Annotated in this window: 19 protein-coding genes; 3 read left to right on the forward strand and 16 right to left on the reverse strand. The window is 72.2% G+C overall.

Going from position 1 to position 25302, the window contains the following annotated elements; translation table 11 throughout:
* The first annotated feature begins 30 nt into the window (after nucleotides 1–30).
* Nucleotides 31–222 (forward strand): hypothetical protein, encoded by a 192-nt coding sequence (locus WME75_RS31000; protein ID WP_437478739.1) that lies wholly within the window; start codon nucleotides 31–33, stop codon nucleotides 220–222.
* 177 nt (nucleotides 223–399) lie between these two features.
* On the forward strand, nucleotides 400–603 hold the full coding sequence (locus WME75_RS31005; RefSeq protein ID WP_437478741.1) for a hypothetical protein: 204 nt from the start codon (nucleotides 400–402) through the stop codon (nucleotides 601–603).
* On the opposite strand, the gene WME75_RS31010 is transcribed toward WME75_RS31005, so the two are convergent.
* The 5 genes from WME75_RS31010 to WME75_RS31030 form a co-directional block, all read right to left on the reverse strand.
* Nucleotides 604–1539: an FAD binding domain-containing protein gene (locus tag WME75_RS31010; RefSeq protein WP_437478743.1), complete on the reverse strand. Its 936-nt coding sequence runs from the start codon at nucleotides 1537–1539 to the stop codon at nucleotides 604–606.
* Entirely contained in the window at nucleotides 1536–2015 is a 480-nt protein-coding gene (locus WME75_RS31015) for a (2Fe-2S)-binding protein (protein ID WP_437478744.1), read from the reverse strand. The genes WME75_RS31010 and WME75_RS31015 overlap by 4 nt, the downstream gene beginning before the upstream one ends.
* Nucleotides 2012–4357 (reverse strand): xanthine dehydrogenase family protein molybdopterin-binding subunit, encoded by a 2346-nt coding sequence (locus tag WME75_RS31020; protein WP_437478746.1) that lies wholly within the window; start codon nucleotides 4355–4357, stop codon nucleotides 2012–2014. Before WME75_RS31020 ends, WME75_RS31015 begins: the two co-directional genes overlap by 4 nt.
* A gap of 93 nt (nucleotides 4358–4450) precedes the next feature.
* Nucleotides 4451–5089, reverse strand: coding sequence for a nucleotidyltransferase family protein (locus WME75_RS31025; RefSeq protein WP_437478748.1), 639 nt, complete (start codon nucleotides 5087–5089; stop codon nucleotides 4451–4453).
* Nucleotides 5086–6030: an XdhC family protein gene (locus tag WME75_RS31030; RefSeq protein WP_437478750.1), complete on the reverse strand. Its 945-nt coding sequence runs from the start codon at nucleotides 6028–6030 to the stop codon at nucleotides 5086–5088. Before WME75_RS31030 ends, WME75_RS31025 begins: the two co-directional genes overlap by 4 nt.
* Before the next feature lie 188 nt (nucleotides 6031–6218).
* Between WME75_RS31030 and WME75_RS31035 the strand changes: the two genes are divergently transcribed.
* Nucleotides 6219–8129 carry a HEAT repeat domain-containing protein gene (locus WME75_RS31035; protein WP_437478752.1) on the forward strand — a complete coding sequence of 637 codons (1911 nt, stop codon included), beginning with the start codon at nucleotides 6219–6221 and terminating at the stop codon, nucleotides 8127–8129.
* Nucleotides 8130–9844: 1715 nt separating this feature from the next.
* Here the strand turns inward: WME75_RS31035 and WME75_RS31040 are convergent.
* From WME75_RS31040 to WME75_RS31090, 11 genes are all read right to left on the reverse strand, one after another.
* A complete protein-coding gene (locus WME75_RS31040) occupies nucleotides 9845–11158 on the reverse strand; it encodes a hemolysin family protein (protein ID WP_437478754.1) in 1314 nt (437 codons plus the stop codon).
* Between the two features lie 63 nt (nucleotides 11159–11221).
* Nucleotides 11222–12565 carry a glutamate--cysteine ligase gene (locus tag WME75_RS31045; protein WP_437478756.1) on the reverse strand — a complete coding sequence of 448 codons (1344 nt, stop codon included), beginning with the start codon at nucleotides 12563–12565 and terminating at the stop codon, nucleotides 11222–11224.
* Nucleotides 12566–12625: 60 nt separating this feature from the next.
* On the reverse strand, nucleotides 12626–13600 hold the full coding sequence (locus WME75_RS31050) for a homocysteine S-methyltransferase family protein (protein WP_437478758.1): 975 nt from the start codon (nucleotides 13598–13600) through the stop codon (nucleotides 12626–12628).
* A gap of 191 nt (nucleotides 13601–13791) precedes the next feature.
* Nucleotides 13792–16614 (reverse strand): VWA domain-containing protein, encoded by a 2823-nt coding sequence (locus tag WME75_RS31055; RefSeq protein ID WP_437478760.1) that lies wholly within the window; start codon nucleotides 16612–16614, stop codon nucleotides 13792–13794.
* Nucleotides 16611–18518, reverse strand: a complete 1908-nt coding sequence (locus tag WME75_RS31060) for a vWA domain-containing protein (RefSeq protein WP_437478762.1) — start codon at nucleotides 18516–18518, stop codon at nucleotides 16611–16613. The genes WME75_RS31055 and WME75_RS31060 overlap by 4 nt, the downstream gene beginning before the upstream one ends.
* A 2-nt stretch (nucleotides 18519–18520) precedes the next feature.
* On the reverse strand, nucleotides 18521–19474 hold the full coding sequence (locus WME75_RS31065) for a DUF58 domain-containing protein (RefSeq protein WP_437478764.1): 954 nt from the start codon (nucleotides 19472–19474) through the stop codon (nucleotides 18521–18523).
* A gap of 18 nt (nucleotides 19475–19492) precedes the next feature.
* Nucleotides 19493–20497 (reverse strand): AAA family ATPase, encoded by a 1005-nt coding sequence (locus WME75_RS31070; protein ID WP_437478766.1) that lies wholly within the window; start codon nucleotides 20495–20497, stop codon nucleotides 19493–19495.
* A 79-nt stretch (nucleotides 20498–20576) separates the two neighbouring features.
* Nucleotides 20577–22514: a hypothetical protein gene (locus tag WME75_RS31075; RefSeq protein WP_437478768.1), complete on the reverse strand. Its 1938-nt coding sequence runs from the start codon at nucleotides 22512–22514 to the stop codon at nucleotides 20577–20579.
* Nucleotides 22515–22847: 333 nt separating this feature from the next.
* Nucleotides 22848–23759, reverse strand: coding sequence for a response regulator transcription factor (locus WME75_RS31080; protein ID WP_437478770.1), 912 nt, complete (start codon nucleotides 23757–23759; stop codon nucleotides 22848–22850).
* A 118-nt stretch (nucleotides 23760–23877) separates the two neighbouring features.
* Nucleotides 23878–24543, reverse strand: coding sequence for a hypothetical protein (locus WME75_RS31085; protein ID WP_437478772.1), 666 nt, complete (start codon nucleotides 24541–24543; stop codon nucleotides 23878–23880).
* Entirely contained in the window at nucleotides 24543–25148 is a 606-nt protein-coding gene (locus tag WME75_RS31090; RefSeq protein ID WP_437478774.1) for a hypothetical protein, read from the reverse strand. The genes WME75_RS31085 and WME75_RS31090 overlap by 1 nt, the downstream gene beginning before the upstream one ends.
* Nucleotides 25149–25302: the final 154 nt, after the last annotated feature.

The raw sequence follows: 25302 nt of genomic DNA on the forward strand, positions 1-25302 counted from the left end.
GGCCCCTGGGCTCGGTTCAGGAGACTGCGCATGGGCGCGGGCCAGGATGAGCAGAAGCACGGGCGCGGCGAGGCCAAGCCCGCGCAGGGAGGTACGGAGCAGCATCAAATGTACAAAATTTACAAACTAGAAAATTACCGTGCTGCGCGCTCGGCGGGCTCGCAGCGTCTCGAGCGCGCGGGTATCACGGGCCCGCGCAAAATGAAAGTCAACATCAACTAAGGCGGCGCTCTACCGCGTCGGGTACGGCATGCCTGGAACGTCGGCGCGGCCCGTCCTTCGAGCCACGAGCCGAGGCTTCCGCGCGATGTTTGCCGCGCCGTCGCGCGCGCGTCGCCCCTCCAGCGCATCCTCCCGCCGCTCGGACCGTCCCGGAGCGTTCGTCGTCGAGGAGTGCTCATGAAATACGATATCGGCATGATCTGCCAGGCCTGCGGCTGCGTCACCATTTTCCAGGCCGGCACCAACACCCCGCGGCGATGCGCTCGCTGCGATGACGTGGACATCGATCCCCCGCCCGCGCTGCCGTCGCGCGAGCGGCCGGCGTGCTCCGGCGGGCGCAGCCGCCGGGTCGAGGCCGCGCAGCTCGACTGGATGGAGTGATCAGACCGGCGCGCCGAGCTGCCGGAGGAGCTCTCGCACCACCCCGCGAGCGCAGTGCTCCCGGTAGGCGCGCGTCGAGCGCACGTCATCGATGGGCGAGATGTCCTGCGCCACCGCGGCGTCGAGCTCCGCCGCGGTGAGCTCGTCGAGCGGGCGCGACAGGCAGAGCGCGCGCACGCTCGGCAGGAGCGCCGTCGTGGGCGCGACCGACGCCATCCCCAGCCCGAGCCGAACGAGCCGCCCGGATCGCACCTCGGCCACCCCCGCGAGCGCGACCTTCGAGATCGCCTGAGCCCGGCGCGCGCCGACCTTCCGCCAGTACCAGGGCGATCCGGGCTCCGGCAGCGCGATCTCCACGGCGACGATCACCTCGTCCGGCGCGCGCGCCGTGCGCTTGTAGCCCGTCTGCAGGGCGCTCATCGGGATGCGCCGCTCCCCCCGGACGCTCTGCACAACGACGATCGCGTCGTAGGCGGCGAGCGCGGCGACGCCGTCGGCCGCCGGCGACGCGGTGGCCAGGTTGCCGCCGAGCGTGCCGCGCGCCTGGATCTGCACCGCGCCCACGTCGCGGCTCATCCGCGCGAGGAGCGGCGCCCGCAGGGCGATCGCGTCGCTCCGGCGCATCTCCAGGTAGGTCGTCGCGGCGCCCACCCGGAGCGTGTCGCCCGAGATCGAGATGCCGCGCAGGTCCGGGAGCCGGGACACGTCGACGACGATCGGCGGCGCCGCCGGATCGGCGCTCGCCGGCGGCGCCGCCGGGGCCGGGGTGGGCACACCGAGCGGAGGCCTGAGCTCCTGCTCGACGACCCAGTCGGTGCCGCCGGCCAGGAGCGCGACCGGCGCGCCGCGCGCGGCCTGCTCCGCCACGAGCTCGCACAGGGGGCCGAGCCCGGAGACGCGCCGCATCTCGAACAGGGGGAGATCCGCGATGCTCACGGGGCCCTCCCCCCTCCCCGGCGCAACGCCGCCGCGGCGCGGACGCTCTCGACGATCCGCTGGTAGCCGGTGCAGCGGCACAGGTTGCCCGCGAGCGCCTCGCGCACGTCGAGCTCCGAGGGATCCGGGTTCCGCACGAGCAGCGCCTCGGCGGAGACGAGCATGCCGGGCGTGCAGATCCCGCACTGCGCGCCGCCCTCCTCGACGAAGCAGCGCTGCAGCGGCGACAGGTGCCCGGCGGCGGCGAGGCCCTCGACCGTCGTCACGTGCCGCCCCTCGCACTGCCCGATCGCGACGAGGCACGCGTTCACGGGGTCGCCGTCGATCAGCACCGTGCACGCGCCGCACTCGCCCTCCGCGCACCCCTCCTTCGTGCCCGTGAGCCCGAGCGGCCCCCGGAGCGCATCGAGCAGCCGCGAGAGCGGCGGCAGATCGACCTCGCGCGGCGAGCCGTTGACGACGAGCGATACCTTCATGCGCGCTCCCCTCTCCCCGCCGCCGTCCGCGGCGCCTCGGCGCCGCGCGCCGCCTCGAACAGGCGCTCCGGCGTGAGCGGCAGCGCGCGCGCGGCGATCCCCGTCGCGTGCTCGACCGCCGCGGCCACCGCGGGCGCGCCGCCATCCATCGGCATCTCGCCGATGCCCTTGGCCCCGCCGCCCGGACCGAACGGGAACGGCGCCTCGACAAGGACGACATGGAACGGCGGCGCGTCGAGCGACGTCGGGATGATGTAGTTGGTCATCCTCGGGTTCCTGATCTTGCCGCCCTGCCAGACGATCTCCTCGGAGAGCGCCCAGCCGATCGCCTGGAGGCTGCCGCCCTCGATCTGCCCCTTGCACATCACCGGGTGGATCGCCTTGCCCACGTCCGCGGCCGACCAGAAGTCGACGACGGTCACCTCGAAGGTGTCGAGGTCCACCTCGACCTCGACCACGTCGCACGCCCAGCCGAAGCACGGGTACGCGTCTCCCTTGTAGGCCTCGTCGTCCCAGCGCACGTAGCTCGGCGGCTCGTACTGCTTCAGCGACGTCACCTTCCCCTCGCGGGCGAGCAGGCGGTCGGCGGCCTCCTCGAAGCTCAGCGCCGGAGGCGCCGCGCTGCTCGCCTGCCCCTCCTGCGCGGGGCGCGGCTGCCGCGCCGCCTCCTGCTCCTCGCGCACGCGGCTCGCCAGCTCGCGCGCCGCGGCCTCGAGGATCGACCCGACCACCATGACGGTGCGCGACGCCACCGTGGGGCCCGAGTCGGGCACCGTCGTCGTGCACGGCACCTCGAAGTCGACCCGGTCGATCGGCAGCCCCGCCGCGTCCGCGGCGATCTGCCGGAACACCGTCTCCGTCCCCTGGCCGATGTCGGTCGACGCCGTGCGGATGCGGAGGCGCCCGCCGGGCGCGAGGTCCACCGCGATCTTGCCCTTGTAGTAGCGCTCGCCCGACCCGGTGAAGCCCGCGCCGTGCATGAACACGGACAGCCCGATCCCGCGCGCCACGCGCCCGCGCACGACCGGACCGGCCGCGCGCTTCTGCCGGTAGCCGCTCGCCGCGATCGCCTTCGCGATGCACTCCTCGCCCGCGACGCTCTCGCGGAGCACCTGCCCCGTCGCGGTCGAGTCGCCGGGGCGCAGCACGTTCTTCGCCTTCAGGTCGAGCGGATCGCAGCCGAGCTCCCGCGCGACGCGGTCGAGGTGCCGCTCGATCGCCCAGATCGTCTGCGGCGCGCCGAAGCCGCGGAAGGCGCCGTTCGGCGGCGTGTTCGTCGCGACGGCGGTCGCCTCGATCCAGACGTCGTCCCAGCGGTAGGCGCCCGACGCGTGGAGGGCGCCGCGCGACAGGACCACCTGCGACAGCGTCGCGTACGCGCCGCCATCCATGAGGACCCGGATCTTCAGCGCGCGGAGCGTCCCGTCCCGATCGCAGCCGCTCGTGATCTCGCAGGACGCCGGGTGGCGCTTCGTCGTCGCCTCGATGTCCTCCGTCCGGTCGTAGATCATCCGCACCGGGCGGCCGCTCTTCCTCGCCAGGAGCGCCGCGTGGAGCGCGATGATCGACGGGTACTCCTCCTTGCCCCCGAAGCCGCCCCCGGTCACCGACTGCGTGATGTGTATCCGGTCGGCCGGCAGCCCGAACGCCTTCAGGAACGCCTTCTGCACGTAGAACGGGCACTGGATCGAGCCGGTCGCGTGCGCGCCTGCCTCGTCCCACCAGGCGATGACCCCCTGCGGCTCGATGTAGAGCTGCTCCTGGTGGTGCGAGGCGTACGTGCCGGTGACGACCACCTCGCAGCGCGCGAGCGCCGCGTCGATGGCGGCCTCGCTGCGCTCACGCTCGGCGTCCGCGCACCCCTTCGTGATGAGGTACCGCTTGATGACGTTGTCGGTGCCCCAGAGGATCTCCTCGCCCTCGAGCGCGGCGCGCATGTCGAGCACCGGCGGCAGCGGATCGATGTCGAGCGTGACGGCCTGGAGCGCCCGCGAAAGCTTCAGCCGGTCCGCGCAGCCGAGCAGGACGATCGGCTCGTAGGCGTGGTTCACCTTGCCGGTCCCGAGGATCGGCTGATCGTCCAGGATCAGCGCGACCACGTTGACCGGGACGTCCTCGGCGAGCACCACCGTGACGTCGCTCCAGTCGAACGCGGGGTCGAGCCGCACCCCTCGGAGGATCCCGCGCGGCACCGGGCTCCGCACGGTGCGCCCGAAGATTTCGCCCGGCATCGCCGGGAGATCGTCGACGTAGCGCGATGCCCCCGTGACCTTGGGGGGGCCGTCGGCGCGGGGCACGCTGCTCCCCACGGCGCTTGCTGAGGCTGGAGGGCTCGTCGCCATTCTTCTGCTCCTCCTCGCTGACGATAGCCCGGTCGCCCGGGTGACGTCGACCCGGGCGCGCTGCGCGACGTCGTCGACGAGCGCCGATCGCCCTCAGGTGAGGAAGCGCGGCGGCCCCCCGAGCACGCGGATCACGTCCACCGGGATGTTCAGGTCGTGCAGCACCCTCGGATCGTCCACCTCCTCGCCCACGCACCTGTCGCCGAGCGCCCTCAGGTGCTCCCGGAGCGGCGGCGGATCCGGCTCGAGGTAGCGCTGCAGCGCCTCGGCGCGCAGCACCACCGGGTGGCCGCCGCGGCCGAGGTGCCGCGGCCGCACCGCGAGCGGCGGCGCCTCGGACGGCGCGCCCGCGTCGAGCCGGGCGAGCAGCCGCGCCACCGTCGCGGCGCTCGCGGGAGGCACGTCGACCGGCGTCACGACGACGGCATCGGCGTCGCCGATGCGCGGCGCGGCGACGGCCAGCGAGCCCGCTGGGCCGAGGTCGTCCGGGGCGGTCCACGAGACAAGGTCGATGCCCGGCCGCACGTGGGCCAGGAGCGCGTGAAAGACGGACGTGCGCACCACCACGAGCACCCGCGCGCTCTCGGCCGCGAGCCGCGCCTCCGCGTGCGCGATGGCCAGCGGCCGCTCGACCCCTCCCTTCGCCCCCGCGGGCCAGGCGAGGAGCGCCTTCGGCCCCCCGAGCCGCTTGCCCGCGCCCGCGGCGAGCACGATCGTGATCACGGTCTTCATCGAGCCTGCTCCTCCCCCGCCAGCGCGGCCGCGGCGGGCGACCCCCGAGCGCGCTGTCGCCCCGAGCGCCAGGCGACCAGCTCCGCGGCGAGGGCGACGCTGATCTCGGCCGGTGTGCGCGCCCCGATGTCGACGCCGACCGGCATCCGGACCCGCGCGACGTCGCTCTCCGACACCCCCTTCGACTCGAGCCGCGCGCGCGTGCGCGCCGCCTTCGCCCGGCTCCCGACCCCGCCGACGTAGCCGAACCCGCGCGCGAGCGCCCACTCGATCGCCGCCTGGTCGAGCCCGTGGTCGTGCGTCATCACGAGCGCCGCCGCCTCGCCGAGATCCCTCGGCAGGCCCGCCGCCACCTCGGGGTCGTCGTGATCTGCGAGCACGAGCCGCACCTGCTCCGCGAGCGCGGGCAGGGGCCCCTGCGGCGCGCCGTCGTGCAAAGGCGGCACGCCGGCGAGCGGCGCCGACGGCGGCACGCGGGCGGGATCGGCGGCGGCGGCGCGCGCGTCGCAGAGGGTGACCCGGAAGCCCAGCGACGCGAGGAGCGGCGCCGCGAACGCGCCCACGTGCCCGGCGCCGATCACGAGGACGTGCACCGCGGGCAGCATCGGCTCGATGAGGACCTCGACCGAGCCGCCGCAGCACATCCCGAGGCTCGGGCCCAGCCGGAAGGTCTCGAGCTTCGGGGTGCTGGCGAGCTCGTCGAGCGCGCGCCCCATGATCCCGAGCGCCGCCCGCTCGACGGCGCCGCCGCCGATCGTGCCGATCGCGGTGAGATCCTCGAGCAAGCAGAGCTTCTGCCCCGGCGTCGACGGAGCCGAGCCGTGCCGCGCCACCACCGAGGCGAGCACCACCCGCCGCCCCGCCTCGAGCGCGCCGAGCGCCGCGCGCAGCACGTCGTGCGGCAACGCCGTCCGCGGGATGACCTGGCTCAGATCCGGCATGGTGGAACTCTAGCGACCCGGGGACCGAAAACGAGAGCGCCGAGAGGTCCCACGCTGAAAGAGCTTGCCGGAACGGCGCGCTTGTCGCGAAAGTCGAGCGCGCGCGGCGAGCGACGCAGGCACCCCCTGGATCCCGGCCGGCTGCATCCGCCGGGATCCCCAATGAAAACGTGGAGATCCCAGACTCGATGAGCTCCCCCGCCACGCCCGACCCCGACCTTCAGCGCGCCCTCTCGGACCCGGGCTTCACGCCGGGGCGCCGCCACTTCACCGCCCTCCTCTCGCTGCTCGAGACGGCCGGCGAGCCCGCCGAGCTGGCCGAGCGGGCGCTGCGGCGCGCCGGCGCGGCCGCGCTGCCGGCCGCGCTCGAGCGGGCCGCCGGCGCGGCGCCGTCGCTGCGCGCGCCGCTCACCCGGCTCATCGGCAAGCTGATGGCCGCCGCGCCGCTCGATCCCGAGGTCTCGGAGCGGGCGCGCGACTACCTGCTCGCCTGCCTCCGCGACGACGATCGCCGCACGCGCCGGATGGCGGCGGTGGCGCTCGGCAAGCCGAAAGCGGCGGATCTCGGTCGCCCGCTCGTCGAGCAGGCGCTCGCCGATGCGGCGCGCAGCGAGCGCTCGCCCGACGTCCGCCGCGCGCTGATCGACGCGCTCGGCAAGGTCGGCGGCGGCGTCGCGCTCGACGTGCTGGCCGAGCTCGGCGGCGACGACGTCGCCGGCGTGCGCGCGCGCGCCGAGCTGCTGGCCAGGAGGACCCTGTCGCGCGGCGAGCCGTCGGAGATCGCCGGCGATCGCGCGCCGGAGCTCCCTGTCCGCGTGGCGGTGCGCTGCCGGCGCGGGCTCGAGGCGATCCTCGCCGAGGAGCTCGCGACGCTCGACAAGGGCTCTCCCGGCGGGGCGCTCGTCCCCGAGCTCCGGAGCGATCCGTGCGGCGGCACGCGCGTCGAGGTGATGCTGAGCGGCCGCCTCGACGTCCTGTTCGGGGCCCGCACGATGCTGTCGATCGCGCTGCCGCTGCCGCTGCGGAAGCTCGATCCGGGCGCCGATCTCGCCGCGGCGGTCGCCGAGCGCCTGCTCTCGCGGGAGTCGCTCGAGATCCTGCGCCGCTTCACGCTCGGCGCGATCCGCTACCGCATCGACTGGGCCGGCGGCGGCAAGCGCCGGGCAGCGGTGTTCCGCGCCGCGGCGGCGGTCGAGGCAGGGGCCCCGGAGCTCGTGAACGATCCGACGCAGAGCACGTGGGACGTGGTCGTCTACGAGGGCGCGGGCCGCGTCCGGGTCGAGCTCGCGCCGCGCCTGCCCGACCCGAGGTTCGCGTACCGCCAGGGCGACGTGCCCGCGGCGTCGCACCCGACGATCGCGGCGGCGCTCGCGCGCATCGCGGGGGTGCGCGCCGACGACGTCGTCTGGGATCCGTTCGTCGGCTCGGGCCTGGAGCTCTGCGAGCGCGCCCTGCTCGGGCCGTACCGGCGGCTCGTGGGCTCGGATCGCGATCCTCGGGCCCTGGAGATCGCGCGGGAGAACCTCGACGCCGCGGGCGCGCGCGACGCGGAGCTCCTCCAGCGCGACGCGTACGGCGGGCCGCCCCCGGGCGACGCCCCCACGCTGATCCTGACCAACCCGCCCCTCGGCAGGCGCGTCGAGCGCACGGGAGATCTCGACGCCCTGCTCGACCGCTTCGTCGAGGGCGCCGCGCGCGCGCTCGCCCCCGGCGGCAGGCTTGTGTGGATCTCGCCGTTCCCCGAGCGGACCGAGGCGGTCGCGCGCCGCTCAGGCCTCCGGCCCGAGGCGCTCCAGCGCGTGGACCTGGGCGGCTTCGACGCCCAGATCCAGAGCTTTCACAAGGCGGCCGTCCAGCCGCAGGCGAGCCTCGACCGAGGCGACGGCCGGCGCGGGGATCGGCTCGACCGTCCCCTCCCCGGGCGCGCCGGGCGCGGCCCCCAGCAGGCCGAGCTGCGCGGCGAACAGCATCGCCCCCGCCGCCAGGAGGAGCGCCACGAGCACCGCGATGATCATCCCAAGCCGCCCCGAGCGATCGGGGGGCGGGTCGCTGGTCATGCCGTCGAGCCTGCCGAAGGGCGGCGACGCCGACGCGGCTGAGCCCTGCTGCACCGGAGCCGCGCTCGGCTGCGCGGCGAGGGCGTTCTGCGGGGGCGGCGATGCTGGCTGTGGCGGGCTGACGGCAGCGGCGCGCGGCCCGGGGAGCCCGCCGCTCCCGGCGTCGGGGTTCCCGGACGCAGGGGCCAGGGGCCCCCTCGGCGCGCGATCGACCGGCGCTCCAGCGGGGCGGCCTCTCGCCGCCGCGTCGGCGAGCGCCCGTGGCGTGCTGACCGGCGCTGCCGCCGTGACCTGAAGCGGCGCGTCGGACGTGGTCTGGGATGCCTCCCGCGTCCGCGTGGGGACGTCGTCCTCGTCGTCCTCGTCGTCGACGATCGTGGGCGCATCCAGCGTGAGCTCGTCGTGGAGGTCGTCGTCGAGATCGCCCAGGAAGGGCATGTCGTCGTGGCGCTGCGGATGCGGCCTCGCCTGCGCGCCGTGCTCCGCGCCCGGACGCTCGCGCCCAGCGAACGCCGCGGCCGGCACCCCGAGCGCCGACGGCTCGCGAGGACCTCCGGCGGGCAACCCCGCGCTCGCTCCGGGCCGCCCGGCGCTGCTCACGCGGTGCGCGACGGAGGGCGTTCCTCCGAAGGGTGGCGGCGCTGCGGCCGCGGGCCCCGCCGCTCCGCGGAGGTTCAGGGGCGACCCCTCCCGCGTGAGCGTCATCGGCTTCTCGCCCTCGTCGCCGAACGACTGGGTCACCGGGACCGCCCCGACGCCCGGGAGCCGCCCGCGCGCGGCCGGAGCGCGGCCTCGCGTTGCTGGAGCGGCTGGCGCGGCCACGGGCGCCCTGGGTACGGGGGCGGCACCCAGCCGCGGCGGCGACGCGCCGTGGTACGCCGCTGGAGGCTGCGGGCGCTCAGGCGGAAGTTGCGGCGGCGGCTGCCCTGCGGCCGCTGCCGCCGTGCGCTGCGCGATGATCGCGTCGAGCTGGCTCGAGCTCAGCGGCGCGACGCGCATCAGCGTCCGCACCTCGTCGTCGTCCTCGTCGTTCGTCGCGTCCTCGTCGTCGAGCGGGAGCAGCGTGCGCACCGCGGGGTCGGGGTGCCATTCCTCGAGGGCGCGCCGGAAGGCGGCGGCGTTTGTCGTGCGGACGGAGCGATCGCGCTGGAACGCGTCGTCGAGGACCCGCTGGAGATCGTCGTCGCCGACGTCGAAGACCGCGAGCGGCGCCGGCGAGGAGCTCGCGATCCGTTGCCGCGTCTCGGCGTCGCTCCCGCCGCCGAAGGCGCTCGTCCCGGTCAGCACCTCGTAGAGCGTCGCCGCGATGGCCCACACGTCGTCGCCGGGCGAGAGCGTCCCGCCCGCGATGCGCTCGGGCGACTGGTAGGCGGCGCGGCTCGGCGTCTGGCGCAGATCGGCCAGGATGGCCCTCGAGGTGCGGTCGACCGCGGTCGTGAGCACGCACTCGGGCGAGATGGCCCCGTGCGCAACGCCGAGGGCGTGCAGCGCCTCGATCCGCTTCGCGAGACGGATGGCCCAGCCGACGGCGTCGAGCTCGTTCAGCGGGCCATCGCGCAAGATCCGAGTTGCAAGCGTTTCCACTTACGAAGCCAGGGTAGTACCGGTTCGCTGAACTTTGTACCGGGATCCGCGTGCAGTTCGCACAGGGACCGACCAATTCCGGGATGCGCGTCCAGCCGCGCACCTTCCTCGGGGGCGGCGCCCCCGACGGACGGCGCCGGCGCGCGGATCTGCGGCGCGGGGGGACGCGCTCGTCACGACCGCTCGCCTCCGGTCGCGTCGGTCGGGACGATGCGGACGCGGCGCACCCTCCGGCCAGCCACGTCCATGGCCACCAGCGTGTAGCCCTCGCACTCGACGCGCTCACCGGCCTCCGGTGGGTGCTCGAGCCGGCCGAGCATATAGCCGCCGACCGTCTCGACGGTCTTCACCTCGGGCAGCAGCACGATATGGGCGTCGCGCTCCAGGTCCGCGAGCAGCACGCGGCCGTCGACGTCGACGATACCGCCGCCGCGGCGGTGGATGGGCGGCACCTCCTCGTCGTTCTCATCGCGGATCTCGCCGACGATCTCCTCGATGAGGTCCTCCATCGTGACGAGCCCGATGAACTCGCCCGAGGCCGAGGTGATGATCGCCACCGGCACCTGGCGCGCCTGCATCTCGAGGCGGAGGCGCTCGACCGAGGTGTTCTCGCGCGCGAAGATCGGCTTGCGGAGCAGCTCGGCCACGCGCGTCGCGCGGCGTCGGTGGCTCAGGACGTCGAACAGATCGCGGAGGTGCAGGTAGCCGAGCACGTTCTTGCCCTGCTCGTCGAGCACCGGGTACCGGGAGTACCCGGCGTCCGCCACGGTCCGCACCGCCTCCTCGATCGTCATGTTCGCGCGCAGGATCGCCGCGTCGGAGCGGAGCGACATCACGTGCCTCGCCGTGCGCCGGCGCAGGTCGAAGATGCGCACGAGCATGCTGCGCAGCGCCGGATCGAGCCCCGCGGGGCTCTTGGTCAGGAGCAGCCGGAGCTCCTCCGAGGTGTGCGCGATCTCGGCCTCGCCGACCGGCCGGAGCCCGAAGAGCCGGACGAACCCGTTCGCCATCGAGTTGAGCACCCAGATCACCGGCCACATCAGGACGAAGAACCCGTGCAGCGGCCGCGCCGCCCAGAGCGTGACCTTCTCCGTCCGCTGGATGGCGAGCGACTTCGGCGCGAGCTCGCCGATCACCGTGTGGAGCGCCATGATCACGATGAACGCGATGCCCACGGCGAGGGCGTGCGCGCCGACGCCCGACCACGCGCCGATCGGCGCGAGCATCGGCTCGATCAGGTGGGCGATGGCGGGCTCGCCGATCCAGCCGAGCCCGAGGGACGCGAGCGTGATACCCAGCTGGTTGGCCGAGAGGTACTCGTCGAGCCGCTGCGACATCTGCAGCGCGAGCCGCGCGCGCGCATCCCCCTCGCGCACGAGCTGCTCCAGCCGCGTCGGCCGCATCTTGACGATGGCGAACTCGGAGGCGACGAAGAACGCGTTGAGGAGCACCAGGAGCGCGGTGCCCAGGAGATAGACAAACGTCATGCCGGTCGACGTCCCCCCGTGGGGGCGCCTGCCCCCCCGCGCCTCCCCGGCGACGAACCGCGCTTAAATCCGCGCACGATCGAGGATCTTGCTTCGCAGGTCCGGGTCGTCGTTGCTGAGTCCATCGACGAGAGCATCGGCCGGGGACTGCCCCTTGGCGATGAGCGCGCTGAGCCGGTCGAGGTGGACGCGCTCGTCCTTGCCGCTCTTGTTCAGGCGCGCGCGCCGCTCGAGGCCGCCCGAGGCGATCGAGACGAGCTGCTCGGCCATCGCCGCGAGCGGCTTGCCGCGGAATGTAGCGCGGAGCGCGCGCTCGGCGATCATCGGGCGCACGGCCTCGAGCTCATCGAACCTGAAGCTCTCGGACAGGGCGTCGGCCTCGTCGAGCGCGCGCGCGTCGTACAAGATCCCCGTCCACAGCGCCGGGAGCGCGCAGACCAGGTTGCCCGGCAGCGAGTCCGCGCCGCGGACCTCGAGGGTCCGCTTCAGTCGGACCTCCGGGAAGAGGGTGTTGAGGTGCATCTCCCAGTCGGCGCGGGTGGCCCGGTGCCCCTCGCGGCCGTGCTCCAGGAACTCACGGAACGTCTGCCCCGTGTTCTCGATCACCTCGCCGTCGCGCTTGATGAGGAACATCGGCGCGTCGACCGCCCACGCGACGTAGTCCGAGAAGCGGCGGCCGCGCTCGAGCACGTTGCGGAGCAGCCCCTGCCGCGACGGGTCGACGTCGAGCCAGACCTTGGCGCGGTAGCTCCGCCCGCCGAACAGCGCGCCCTCGTAGAACGGCGAGTTCGCGAAGATGGCCGTCACCAGCGGGGAGAGCCGGAGCGACACGCGGAGCGCGCGCATCGCCGCCTCCTCGCTGGCGTAGTCGAAGTTCGCCTGCACCGTGGCGGTGCGGCGCATCATGTCGAGGCCGTGCGCGCCGCGCGTCGGCAGGTAGCGCCGCATGATCGCGTAGCGCCCCTTGGGCACCCAGGAGAGCTCGGCTTGGGACGCGAACGGGTGGAACCCGATGCCGAGCCACGCGAAGCTGAGCTCGGCGGAAATGTCGCGCAGCTCCGCGAGGTGCCCGCTCATCTCCATACAGATCTGGTGGATGTTCTCGAGGGGCGCCCCGGACAGCTCGAGCTGCCCGCCTGGCTCGAGGGTCACCGAGGCGCCGGCCCGGGCGAGCGCGATCAGCGGACCGCCGGGGGTCTCGTGCTCGGGCGTCCAGCCGTGCCGCTCGACGAGCGCCTGGAGCACGGAGAGGATGCTCCGCTCACCCTCGTAGGGGATGGCGGCGCCCGTCCTGGCATCGACCCCGAACTTCTCCGCCTCGGCGCCGATCCGGTGGAGCGACTCGGGCTTCACCGCTTCGTGGAAGGGAAACATCAGATCGTCGAACGTCTTCAACGGTTGAGACATCGACTCGCTCGCGTGGCTTGCATCGGCCATCATCACGGTTCCGGTTTGTTTCGTTCTCGCCTAGAGCGCACGCCTAAGCAGGGGCGCGCGCTGCGTCGTACGGAGCATCTTCGCGAGCGCACCGAGGTGCGCCAGCGTTGTCCCCGTCCCTCCCCCGAGCATTCGCGCGCCCGCCTCGATGAGCCGCGCCGCGGACACGGCCCAGGCGTCGCACGCCTCGGCGGGCGAGGGGCGTTCGGCCCCCTCTCCGTGCGCGGGCCCGACGCCGAGCAGCACGCCGACCTGGGCCTCGTGGGCGACGCCCTCGAGGCGCCGGAGGATGTTGAGCCCGAGGTCGACCGACGCGATCTCGAAGAGCAGCGCGTCCGCGCCGCTGTCGAGCGCCCCCCGGGCGACCTCCTCGAAGCCCTCGCCGTCGGCGGTACGTCCGGCCCCGTCGAGCTCCACGAGCGCCCACGTCGCCAGCTGCGTCGTGCTGGCGCTGACCACCGCCGCGCGGCGCGCGAGCCGCGCGACCGCGGGGGAGACGCACGCCGCCTGGACGGGATCGAAGCCGCAAGCGACGAGGATCTCGCAGCCGGCGGCCGCCAGCCTGGCCGCATGGACCGCGTAATCTTCCGCAATCCGGTCGGCCATGGGCGCGGCGGCAGTGTGCCCCAGGATACCGGCCACCGCCACGCGGCGTGCGGCCGCGCCTGCCGCCTCCGCCGCGAGCTCGACCGCTGTTCCGGTCAGCGCGGCGGCTCGGAACCCCATGCCGATGGGCGCCAGGGCACGCGTCGTCGTCGCGGACGTGAGGGCCCGGACCACGTCGATCCCCAGCGCGATCTCCTGCTCGTGGAGCTCCGCGATCGTCCGAGGCGACTCGCGGAGCAGCCGGCCGAGGGCGGTGCTGGAGGAGACCGAGGCGCCCCGGCCGCGGAGCGAGGCGAGCGGATCGCCGCTGATAATGAGCGGACGACCTACCGGAGGCCGAAAGGTGGAGGCCTCGAGCGCGTTCACGTCCTTCGCTGCTTTCCAGGGCTCCTCTACCACCGGTCTATAAGGGGAAACTAGCCCAAGACAGCCCCTCCGCGTCGCGAAATGGTGCGGGCCAGCGGTCTGGAGCACAGCGATCCATGCAGCGGAGTCGGGGGCAACCTGACGGATGCTCACCGGTGCTGGGCGTGATGGCGGCGCGAAACGGGGGATCAGCGATCATCGGGGCTCGGTTGTGCCGCGGGCCGTCATACGGCGGGGAGGCTCCGGCCTCCTACCCCGCGGCCGCGACGCGCGACGAACTTCCGGTCGAAGAGCCGCACCCGCCGGGCGAACAGGTCGAGCAGGAAGACGAGCATGGCGGCATAGATGAACCGCTGCCAGAGCTCCTCGTGGAAGGTCACCTTCTCCCCGGCCGGGTCGAAGATGGCCGCCACGCCGTTCGGATCGACCACGCCGCCGGTAGACGTCGCGGCCTTCTCGAGGGTCGTGAGCTCGGGCTCGAAGCTTGCGTACTCGCGGGGGTACGGGTTCGAGACGTGGCCGTAGCTCACGGCGACAGGCCGGAGCGAGCCGTCCTCGGCCTCGCGAAGGTGTTCCGCCCGCAGCAGGAAGGAGCCGTACCGATCCAGCGCGAGCGCCGTCTCGTACCGGCCCGGCGCGGTCTGACGCATGTCGACCACCCGCGTCGTCCCGCCCGGCTCGGGCCCGATGATGCTGAGCCGGGAGGTCAGGTTGTTCTCGAAGCGGTCATCTGCCCCGAACGCGTCCACGGACGCGCGCAGGTCTCCGTCCACGATCTCGGCCTTCATGTCGAGCTCGCGCCGGTGCTTCTGGCGCATGTGCTCATGGACGAGCTGCCCCCAGAACTTCTCGAAGCCCGGCCACCTCAGCCACTCCACGGCCCAGCGCGCCTTGACGTCGCTCGTCCAGGCCAGCGTCCACCCGAGGCCGACCCGCCAGCGCGCGAGGATCGGCTCCTCGGTGTCGCTCGTGAGCAGCTCCTGGGCCGGCGACGGCTTCAGCTTGGTCGAGACGTAGCCGTGCAGGTTCGGCGCCGTGCGGATGTCGATGCCGCGGAGGAACGCCGCGTCGCCGACCTGCGTGACCGGAAACCACTCCTCGACGGCAGCGGCGCGCGCGACCATCTCGGTCTCCTTGGTGAAGATCCGCGGCAGGTTGTTCGGATCGGGGACCGCGTGGAAGCGCCCTCCGCCCACGTCGGCGATCATCTTGAGCAGCTGCTCGTCGAGGTCGTTCCCCAGCCCCACGGTGGTCACCGTGATCGACTCCGCGATCATCGCGGACACGAGGTCGCGGATGCCGCCCGTCGACGCCTTGCCGTCGGTGAGGAGGATGACGTGCTTCTTGCGCGCCTGGGTCACGGTCATGTCCTGGTAGGCGGCGTCGAGCGCGGCGAAGATCTCGGTCCCGCCGCCCGGCTGGATGCGCGCGATCTCGCCGGCGATCCGCGAGCGGTTGCGCGCGGGCTGCATCTTCACGTACCGGGTCGGCGCCGAGTCGAACGCGATGACCTCGATCAGGTCGTCGGACGACAGGACCCCGGCGGTCGCCTTCGCCGCGGCCTTGGCCATCTCGAGGGGCAGCCCGGTCATCGACCCCGAGCGATCCATGACGAGCGCCATCGCGACGCTCGGCATGTCCTTCTTCCGCTCGTTGTCCATCCGCACCGGCAGGATCCGCTCGATGGTGGTGCGGTACCAGCCGCCGAGGCCGTACCCTGACTCGCCGCCGGCGAAGAGGAACCCCCCGCCGAGATCGCGCACGTAGCTCTCGATGATCTCCTGCCCCTGCAGGCTGAGCGCTTCCTTCGGCGTATCGGACACGATCAGGAAGTCGTAGCGCTCCATCTCCTTGAGGGAGCCGGGGAAGCCGGCCGGCGGCCTGACGTCGACGTCGAGCTGCTGCGCGGTGAGCGCGCTCGAGAGCGGGCCGGCGTGCTGCGGCGTCCCCTCGATATAGAGCACCGACGGGCGTCCGGGCACGTCGATGGTGGTCGCGTACCGGTTGTTCTCCTTGAACTTGTCGTCGGCGATCTGGTCGAGCTCGAGCGCGTAGGTCACCTGCCCCGCGATGCGCACGACGCTCCTGAACACGACGTCGTTCGGCCCCGCCTTGAGCTCGAGATCCCGGATGCCTTCGAGGCCGTTCAGCGCCTCCCCCTGGAACAGCCGCACGCGGGCCTTTGTGGCGCGGCTGGCATAGATGTCGGCGTGGATCTCGAACGTCTCGCCGACCTTGACGCGGTCCGGCATCCTGAGCTCGCGCACCGCGACCTCGGGCGGCGCGGGTCGCCGGTACGGGATGGAGAACAGCCGTACCCCGAAATCGCGCGCCCGGTTGGCCTCGGCCAGCACGTCGCCGTCGGTCTGGACGCCGTCCGACATCAGCACGGCGCGCTTGAGATAGCCGGGCGGGTACAGCCCGTAGGCCAGCTGGAGCGCCGCCTGGAGGTTCGAGCCTGCGCCGAGATCGCCGCGCTGTCCTTTCTCGTCGAGGTGGCGGCCGATGGCCGGCGCGCGCCGCTCTGCGTCGCGGCCGGCCGCCTCGCCGGCGGCGTGCTCGACGAGCCGCGGCCGGCGCGCGAACGTGATCACCTTGATCACGCCGTCCTCCGGCTTCTCGGCGAACGCCTTGTCGACCGCCGCGCGCGCGTCGCCGAGCGACTCGTCGGTGACGGACTCCGAGACGTCGATGAGATAGATGGTGGCGACCTTCTCCGTTGTCGCGGTCCTCGCGAGCCGCGACAGCCCGAGCGCGATCAGCGCGACGAAGGCGATCCTCAGCAGCACGGAGAGCACGCGCTGCGGGAGGGGAAGGTCGGCGAGCGATCCGGCGAGGACGCCCACGAACCAGGGGGCGAGCAGGAGCGCGCCGAGCATCTTCGGGTTGAGGAGCTCGTACTTCACCCCCTCGCGCACCCACGTGAGCGTCGGATCCGGATGCAAGATGACGTACTTCCGGTACGCCCAGAACAGGATCCCACCGAGGGCGGCGCAGGTGATGGCCCACGCGACGACGCGGAACTTGCGGCCACTGAACGCGCTCACACCGTCACCCTCCTGTGGTACGTGAACCACTCGATCGCGGTCACGAGGAGCACCGCCGCGAGCAGGTAGACCCAGAGCTCACGGCGAACGCCGATCTTGAACTCGCTCACCGCGCCCGCGCCGCGTCCGTCGACCTTGAGCTCGGCGGCGGGAGCGATCGCGCTCTCCTGCGGCGCGGAGAGGTTCGCGGCGAACATGCTCTCCTCCTGCGCGCCGGCGGCGCCGACGCGCAGCGTATAGAAGCCGGCGTGCTGTCCGAGGAAGACGGCGCGCCCGTCCTGGATCGGGACCGCCCGCTTCGTCCCGTCGGGCAGCTCCAGGCTGGCTGACTCCGCGGACGAGGACGCCGGGATGTGCCAGACGGCGCCCGTGCGGAACGAGGAGATGTAGCTCGTGTCCTCCTCGACGAAGTCGTTGATCGCGTTGAGCAGGAAGAGCGGCCAGGCGATGCGGAGGGGGAAATCGCTCTCGCGGACGTCGAAGCCGAGCGCGACGAATTTGACGCCGCCGCGCCGCCCCGCGATGAGCAGCGGGCCCTTGTAGCTCCGGCCCACGACCCTGTCTTCCTTGTTGCCCTTGAGCACGTGGGCGCGCGCGATGTTCACGTCGCTGAGCGCCGTGTAGCGCAGGAGCGGGTGCTTCGCGTCGAGCTCGTCGAACCCCAGACGGTAGTTCGGGTCGTCGTCCAGGATCTCCTTGCCTACCTCGAACGGGAGGGTGGTCCCGGTCGGGTCGAGGTAGAGCAGGCTCCCGCTCCCCGGCGCGACGCTCGGCGCCACGCCGTCGAAGATGGTCACGTCGAACGACGACGCCGTCGGGTAACGCTGCGGCTCGACGTACGTCACGTCGAGGTACTCGTCGAGGAGCAGCGCCGCCTCGAGGAACATGTTCCCCGCGGAGACGACCTGGACGCGCGCGCGGCGCCGCTCGGGGAGGAGCGCGTACGCGCGGTTGTCCGCCGGGAGGTCATCGGAGCTGCCGTCGGCCAGCGCGAGCTTCGCCTCGAGCGTCTTCGATGCGCCGGAGAGGTTCGGGTAAAAGCGGGGCAGCTTCTCCTTGGGCTTGAGCCGGATGCGCGTCAGATCCGTGAGCTGGCCGTCGCCGAGCAGCGACAGCTCGAGATCGAGCGGCTCGTCGCTCGTGTTCGTGACCTCGAGCATCACCTCGTAGCGGCTCTTGTCGAGCGGGTAGCGCCGCACCGAGAACTCGGTGATGGCGGCGTTCCTCTGGCCCGTGCCGATGGGCAAGAACGAGAGCTTGATGTCGCCGAGGTGCACCGGCCCGCCGGCGTCGGCCGGCTCGCCGAGCGCGCCGTCGCTCACGACGATGACCTCCGGCGACGGGAGCCCGCTCAGGGTATCGCCCGCGAAGCGGAGCGCGCGCGCAAAATCGGCCGTGGCGTCGGTCGGCTTCACCGCCGCGACGGCGGCCTCGAGATCGGCGATCTCGCCGGTGAGCGTGGACAGCGGCGTGACGGCCGCGTCCATCTGGGCCAGCAGCATGCGGTCGCTGCCGGACAGGCCACGGACCATCTTCCTGACCTCTTCCTTCGCGAGCTCGATCCGCGAGGGCGCGACGTCGATGGCCTGCATGCTCGCGCTCGCGTCGACGAGGACGACGATGTTGCGCCCCTCGACGAGGTTCGCCTGCGGGCGAGGATCCCCGAGCGCGAGCAGGAGCAGCGCGAGGAGCGCGAGCTGCAGCAGGAGCGAGAGGAGCCGCTTCAGCTGCGAGAACAGGCTCGTCGCCTCCTTGTCCCGGAGGACGCGCTCCCAGATCTTCGAGAAGGGGACCGCGACGGGCCGCCGGCGCAGCTTGAGGATGTAAAAGACGACGACCACCGCGCCGGCGAGGGCGCCGATCTGGAGCAGGGTCTGCAGCGGGACGCCGGTGAAGTGCAGCATCGCTACCGGAGGAAGCCGCCTCTGCGGAACACGCGCAGGATCAGCTCGTCGAAGGGGACGGACACGTCGGCGCGGAAGTAGCTCACCTGCCGCGACGTGCAGAAGCGGCGGATCTCGTCGAGGTACTGCTCGTACGCCTCGGCGTAGCGATCGAGCACCTTCGCGGTCACCGTGACCTCGCGCTCGTCGCCGGTCTCGCAGTCGTAGACGCGCACGTCGCCGCGCAGCGCGGGCCGCGCCTCGCGCGGGTCGACGATGTGGAGCACGAACGGCTCGAACCGGTTGTACCGGAGCACGTTGATGCCGCGCTCGAAGCCCACCGGATCGTAGAGGTCGCTGAGGATGACGGCGAGCCCGCGCCGCTTGTGCTGCGCCACGAAGGTCTTCATCGCCTCCCCGAGATCGGTCGCGCCGCCTTTGCGCGCCTGCCCGAGGAAGCGGAAGATCCTGAAGATGCGCGCCTTGCCGCGGGTCGACTGCATGCGCCCGCTGATCTCGTCGGTCGCGGTGACGATCGCGATGCGGTCGAGGTTGGCGAGCCCCACATACGCGAGCGCCGCGCAGAGGCGCTTCGCGTGGCGCAGCTTCGCGCCGTCGCCGAACGCCATCGACGCCGACGTGTCGAGGATGAAGTAGATCGAGAGATCTTCCTCCTCCTCGTAGAGCCGGATGAGGAGCCGGTCGAAGCGCTGGTACGCGGCCCAGTCGAGGTACCGGAAATCGTCGCCGGGGGCGTAGTCCCGGTGATCGGCGAACTCGACCCCGGAGCCGGTCTTCTTGGTCCGCCGCTCCGCGCGCATCGCTCCCGAGAAGACGCGACGGCTCACCATGGCGAGGTAGTCGAGCTTGCGCTGGAACTCGTCGTCGAAGAGCTCCTCGTCGGGGGCGCCGGCGGAGAGCGCTGAGAGCCGGCGCAGCGGCGCGGCGGCCCTCTTGAACGCGTCGAAGAGCCCCATGCTACCCTAGACGGCGCCTCATTTGCTCTCCGGCAAGTGCTTGAGGATCGCCTGCAGCACCTGGTCGGTCTTCACCCCCTCGGCCTCTCCCTCGAAGTTGAGGAGCACGCGATGGCGCAGCGCGGGCAGCGCGCACGCGCGCACGTCGTCGACCGACGCCGCGAACCGCCCCTCGAAGAGCGCCCGGATCTTCGCGGCGAGCAGGAGCGCCTGCGCCCCTCGCGGCGACGCACCGAACTTCACGAACCGCTTCACCTCGTCGAGGCTGTCTCCCTCGGTGGGGTGGGTGGCCTGCAGGAGCCGCACCGCGTAGTCCTGCACGTGCTTCGCCACGGGCACCTCGCGGACGAGCCGCTGCATCGCGACGATCCGCTCCCTGTTGAGGACCGGGCGCGCAGCGACCGCGTCGGTCCCGGTGGTCCGCTCGAGGATCGAGTTCAGCTCGTCGCGGCTCGGGAACGGCACGTGCAGCTTGAAGAAGAACCGATCGAGCTGCGCCTCGGGCAGCGGGTACGTCCCCTCGCTCTCGAGGGGGTTCTGCGTCGCCAGGACGAAGAACGGCTCCTCCAGCGTGTAGCTCTGCCGCGAGACCGTGACCCGGTGCTCCTGCATGGCCTCGAGGAGCGCGCTCTGCGTCTTCGGCGTCGCCCGGTTGATCTCGTCGGCGAGGACGATGTTCGCGAAGAGCGGCCCCTTGCGGAACGAGAACGACCGCTGCCCGCCCGCGCTCTCATCGATGACCGTGGTGCCGATGATGTCGGCGGGCATCATGTCGGGCGTGAACTGGATGCGTGAGAACTGGAGCTCGAGCGCCTCCGCCATGGTGCGGACGAGCATCGTCTTGCCGAGCCCCGGCACGCCCTCGAGCAGCGCGTGCGAGCCTGCGAGCATGCACGTGAGCACCCCATCGATCACCTCGCGGTTGCCGACGATGACCTTCCCCACCTCCTCGCGCAGCCCTCCGATGCTCGCGCGGAACTCGTCTACCTCGGCCCGCGCTGCTTCCTTCGTCTTCTCGGCCATAGCTTCCTGCTTCGTGCCCGCTGTCGCGGAGCGCCGCTAGAGTAGAGAGGCGCGGTCGCGTTCGAGCCGCCGGCTCGACTCACTCGCGCGGCCTGATGAGCTGGAAATACCGGTTCACGTAGAACCGGTATCCATCAGGGATCTGGTCCTTGTTGATCTGCTGCTCCGCGACCGTGTGGTAGTCCGTGAAGACCTTCTTGTAGCCGGTCCCCTTGAAGCCCCGCTCGGCGGCGCTGAGGATCACCTCGCTGTTCGACGGCCCCTGCTGCGTGTCGAGCCCCTGGGCCTGGACGTCCTGGGTCCCCATCTTCGGGTCGGTGCGCTTGCCTGCGACCTCGCCGCCGCGGCTGGAGCCGGCGCCGTCGCCCCCGGGCTGATTGCCGCCGTTGCTGTTGCCCTGGCCGCTCCCCTGCCCGTCCTGCCCCTGCCCCTGCCCGCCGGGCATCAGGATCTTCTTGCCGCCGGGCCCGATCACCAGCTCCTGACCCTTGCCCTGACCGCCCTGGCCCTGACCGCCCTGGCCCTGCTGACCGTTCTGGCCTTCCTGCTCGCCGTCGCCCTTCCCCTGCTGGCCCTGCCCCTGCTGCTCCTCGCCGCTGCCCTGGTTGCCGCGCGCGCGCTTGCCGAAGCGGAGCATCCTCGCCATCCGCTGCTTGCCGCCCTGCCCTTGCTGGCGCACGAGCTCCCGGAGCTCTTCGAGCCGCTGGCGCAGCTCTTCCTTCTCCTGCTCGGACATCTCCTCCTGCTGCATCCGGTTGATGTCCTCGGCGGCCTGCTCGAGATCGTCCGCTGACATCCCGAGATCGCGCATCAGATCCTCGGCGGCCTTGGCGAGCTCCCGGTCGAGCCGGTCGAGCTGGCGCCCGGTCCGCTCCTTCTGCTCGGCGTCGCGGTCGAGCCGCTCCAGCTCGCGCTCCTTCTTCTTGAGCAGCCGCTCCTCTTCGGACTTCTGCTGCTCGTTCGCGGAGGCCTTCTGCTTCTGCTTGAGGAGCTGCTCGCGCACCTCGGCCCGCTTCTCGTTGATCGCGGCGAGGGCCTCCTTGCGGCGCGAGGCCGCCTCGGCGAGCGCCTTGCGCAGCCGCTCGATCTCGGCCTTGTTGAACTTCTGCTTCTTGTCGCGGAGCTTCTCGGCGAGCTCCTTCAGGTCCTTCTTCGCCTTCTCGAGGTCCTTCTTCTCGAGGGACTCCCCCACGCCCTTCGCCAGGTCGCTCTTCTTGAGATCGATCCCGGTCTCCTTCAGCGCCTCTTCGAGCGCCTTCAGGTCGGCCTCGGCGCCCTTGAGGAGCTCGCGCTCGAGCGCCTCCATGCGGCGGAACGCCTCGGTCCGATCGAGGCGCTTGTTGGCGATGTCCTCGATGAGCTGGTTGAAGCGCTCGACCGCGGACTTCATTTCCGGGCTCTGGTCCTGCCGGTCGAGCGCCTTCGCCGCGTCCTTGAAGAGCTCGAGGTCGTCGGGCGACATCGCGAGCGCGTCGATGGTCTGCGCGACAGGCGCTTGCTTCCGCGGGATGCGCACCTCGAGCAGCGCCACCGCGAGCACGCCGAGGCCTACCGCGGCCGAGGTCCAGAGCTCGCGCGGGAACGCGAGCGGCGCGGCGCCGGCGGGGCGCAGCGTCGCCGCGTGCTCGCAGGCGTCGTCGATCGCCGCCTCCATCAGGGGGGTCCGCTGCGCCGCGGGCAGCTTCTCGAAGGCGAGGGCGTTGGTCAGCCGGTCGTGAAGACCGTGGTGCCGGTCGAGGGCGATCGTGCCGGCGCGGGGAGGCAGGCGGCGCAGCATCGCCAGCGCGAGGGTGGCCAGCACGAGCAGCCCCGCGCCGAGCAGGATCTGCCGCGTACGCGGCTCGCTCAGGTGCGCGGGGAGCGCCTTGTGGACCGCCAGCGTCCCGGCTGCGAGCGCCAGCGCGAGGGTCAGCGCGGTCGGCAGAGCGCGCAGCGCGCGTCCGAACCGGAGCCTCAGCTCGACGGCAAGCGCGGCGCTGCGGATACGGTCGAGATGCTTCGTGCGAGAGTCGCTCACGGTGCTCAGCGCTCCGGACGCCCCCCGCGGGGGCCCTCGAAGAGGAAACGTCGCAGCATTGTACCCGCTGATGGGTCAGGCGCCCGAAAGTTCCTGGGAGGCTGCGCGCGACGCGTGAGGGCATGACGCGCGGCGAACCTCGATCATTCCCGCGCAGGACAGCCTCTGCGCTCAGCGGCCTTCCGGCATCGATCGCGCTCCGGGGAGTGCGCGAGGGCTCTTCCTCCGATTTCCGACCGGATGGATCTCCGGCGCCCCGGCGCCAGCAGGCGAACGCGTGCGTTCTATGGAACGACGTGACCGGGCGCGCGCACGGCGCGGATCCCAGGGTGGTTACTTCGCCGTCTTCTTCTTGGGTGCCGCCTTCGTGGCGGCTGTCTTCTTCGCCGCAGCCGGCTTCTTCGCCGCGGCCTTCTTGGACGCCGCTTGCTTCGCGGCCGGCTTCTTCGCCGCGGCCTTCTTGGACGCCGCTTGCTTCGCGGCCGGCTTCTTCGCCGCGGCCTTCTTGGACGCCGCTTGCTTCGCGGCCGGCTTCTTCGCCGCGGCCTTCTTGGACGCCGCTTGCTTCGCGGCCGGCTTCTTCGCCGCAGCCTTCTTGGGCGCCGCTTGCTTCGCGGCCGGCTTCTTCGCCGAGGCCTTCTTGGGCGCCGCTTGCTTCACGGCCGGCTTCTTCGCCGACGGCTTGGCGGCCACCGTGTTCGTCGCAGCGCCGTTCGCCGCCGACTTCTTCGCCCCGGTCGCGCGCGCTGCGGACGGTTGCTGCGCGTGCGGCGCATCCGCCTCGCGCTCCTCGCCTGCTGCGCTCGGCTGGACCTTGCTGCCGTTCGCTTCGGGCAGCTGCTTCGCGTAACGCGCGAGCGTCTCGCGCACCCGCGCATCGAGATCCGCGAAGTCGAACGGCTTGTTCAACCAGGCGTCCGCGGCGAAGAGCGGCGACGTCATCTCGTTCAGGTTCTCGCCGATCCCGGTGAGCATGATGACGCCGGTGCTCGCGAACGGCCGGCCGTCGGACGTGTCGCTCTTCAGCCGCTTGCAGATCTCCCAGCCGCTCATGCCGGGCATCATCACGTCGAGGATCACCAGGTCCGGCTGGTGCTCGCGCGCGAGATCCCAGGCGGAGTCGCCCTCGGAGGCCTCGATCACGGAGAAACCCAGGTTCCTCAGGTGACGCGCAACGAGGCTCAACATCGCCGGTTCGTCTTCGGCCACCAGCACACGGGGCGGCATCATGCTCGCGGAAGGCATCGTGGATGCGGATGAGAGTACGTGCGCGCGAACCGGTCAAGAGAGAACGATCCCGCGGCCGCGACGGGCGCTCGGAGCCGTCCCCCCAAGGACGCCCCGAGCGCCGGCGAGGACGCGATCAAGCGGCTCGCGCGAGGGCTATCTTTTCCGTCTGCCCCGCCGCGTAGAAGCGTCGAAGCGCGGCGAACAGCTCGGCGTGCCGGCCGCGGCGGGCAAACTCGGCCTCCAGCCGGCCCGCGAACCGCGCCGCGAGGTCGTTCGCGATCCGGTAGCGATCGCCGGTCTCCGTGCCCGGGGGATCCATGAAGGTGACGCGCTCGAACAGGTGGGCGCGGATCCGCGCGGCGCGCTCGGGCTCGAAGCACGCGGGCCCCGGTGGAGCGACCTCGCGGCGGCGCCGGAGCGGCGGGCCCGGAGGCTCCACCTCCTCGGCCAGGCCGCCGTGGACGAGCAGCACGTACTTGTCCACCTCGGCCTGGAGCTCGAGCTCGAGCTGGGTCGCCGGGAGCTCCCTGCGCGCCCGCTCGGCCACATAGATGAAGTGGCTCACCCCCTCGACGATCTGGCAGATCTCGTCGAACGTCCCCTCTCGCCCCCGCGTGATCGCGCGGCGGGGCAGGTGCAGCGCCACCTCGATGTCCCCGTCCGCGTGCCGGATCAGCAGCGCTTCGCGCGCCCTTCCGTCCGTCGGCCGGATGAAATCGTCGACGGCGGGCGCGTCGTCGAGCGCGTAGGTGCGCGCGAGGTGCTGCTGGATCCGACCGGGGAAGGTCGCGCCCGGCATCAGTTGAGCCCGCCCGTGCCACGGCCCGGCACGATCCCACGCGCCCCGAGCTCCTCGGCGAGGCGGCTGGAGCCGGTGCGGACCCAGCGCTCGTACAGCCGGAGCACCGAGCGCTCGTCCCGAGCACCGGACGCGAGCGTGCCGTCGGCCACATCGTTCAAGACGCTCACGAAGCGCTCGAATTTCTCGGCCATCTCCGAAAGGACATCCGGGCCCTGGCCGACGCGCGCGTTGAGGCGCAGCATAGCGGCGGCATGGTGGTAGGCGGTCGACCCGACCCCGACCACGTAGCCGCGATCGACGCCCTTGAGCTCGATGTGGCCGCCGAAGAAGCCGACCACATAGAGGACGCCGTCGCCGAGGTTACGCAGCCGGCGGAAGCGCTCGGCTCCGGAGGCCTCCAGGGCATCGCGCAGGAGAAAGGTCAGGGGTTGGTTGAAGGCGGACTCGGCGTGCTCGTCCGGGTGAGCGAAAGCACAAAGCAGGCTGACCAGGTAACTCGACGCCGCCTCGGTCGCGGCGACGTTCCGAACTCGGAGCGCCTCGTCCACAACCTCTTGGAAGTAGCGGGTCATGCTCGGGGACACAGAGATCGCTTGGCTCACGGGGGCACCTCACCTGCGCGGGCGCCCTGGATACCGACGTAACCCGGGCCACCGCGCGCTCAGGCCAACCAGACACGTCCTGTCGGCCTCCATCGGGCTGGAGACCGTGAGGGCGTCGCGTCACGCTGCTGCCGCATTTCCGCCCTCATAGGCT

It is taken from the genome of Sorangium sp. So ce1014 (assembly GCF_051521505.1).
Classification (GTDB): domain Bacteria; phylum Myxococcota_A; class Polyangia; order Polyangiales; family Polyangiaceae; genus Sorangium.

Coding starts and splice junctions, on each gene's coding strand:
- WME75_RS31000 (WP_437478739.1), top strand. CDS start 31: ATGGGCGCGGGCCAGGATGAGCAGAAGCACGGGCGCGGCGAGGCCAAG.
- WME75_RS31005 (WP_437478741.1), top strand. CDS start 400: ATGAAATACGATATCGGCATGATCTGCCAGGCCTGCGGCTGCGTCACC.
- WME75_RS31015 (WP_437478744.1), bottom strand. CDS start 2,015: ATGAAGGTATCGCTCGTCGTCAACGGCTCGCCGCGCGAGGTCGATCTG.
- WME75_RS31020 (WP_437478746.1), bottom strand. CDS start 4,357: ATGGCGACGAGCCCTCCAGCCTCAGCAAGCGCCGTGGGGAGCAGCGTG.
- WME75_RS31025 (WP_437478748.1), bottom strand. CDS start 5,089: ATGAAGACCGTGATCACGATCGTGCTCGCCGCGGGCGCGGGCAAGCGG.
- WME75_RS31030 (WP_437478750.1), bottom strand. CDS start 6,030: ATGCCGGATCTGAGCCAGGTCATCCCGCGGACGGCGTTGCCGCACGAC.
- WME75_RS31035 (WP_437478752.1), top strand. CDS start 6,219: ATGAGCTCCCCCGCCACGCCCGACCCCGACCTTCAGCGCGCCCTCTCG.
- WME75_RS31040 (WP_437478754.1), bottom strand. CDS start 11,158: ATGACGTTTGTCTATCTCCTGGGCACCGCGCTCCTGGTGCTCCTCAAC.
- WME75_RS31045 (WP_437478756.1), bottom strand. CDS start 12,565: ATGTCTCAACCGTTGAAGACGTTCGACGATCTGATGTTTCCCTTCCAC.
- WME75_RS31060 (WP_437478762.1), bottom strand. CDS start 18,518: ATGCTGCACTTCACCGGCGTCCCGCTGCAGACCCTGCTCCAGATCGGC.
- WME75_RS31065 (WP_437478764.1), bottom strand. CDS start 19,474: ATGGGGCTCTTCGACGCGTTCAAGAGGGCCGCCGCGCCGCTGCGCCGG.
- WME75_RS31070 (WP_437478766.1), bottom strand. CDS start 20,497: ATGGCCGAGAAGACGAAGGAAGCAGCGCGGGCCGAGGTAGACGAGTTC.
- WME75_RS31080 (WP_437478770.1), bottom strand. CDS start 23,759: ATGCCTTCCGCGAGCATGATGCCGCCCCGTGTGCTGGTGGCCGAAGAC.
- WME75_RS31085 (WP_437478772.1), bottom strand. CDS start 24,543: ATGCCGGGCGCGACCTTCCCCGGTCGGATCCAGCAGCACCTCGCGCGC.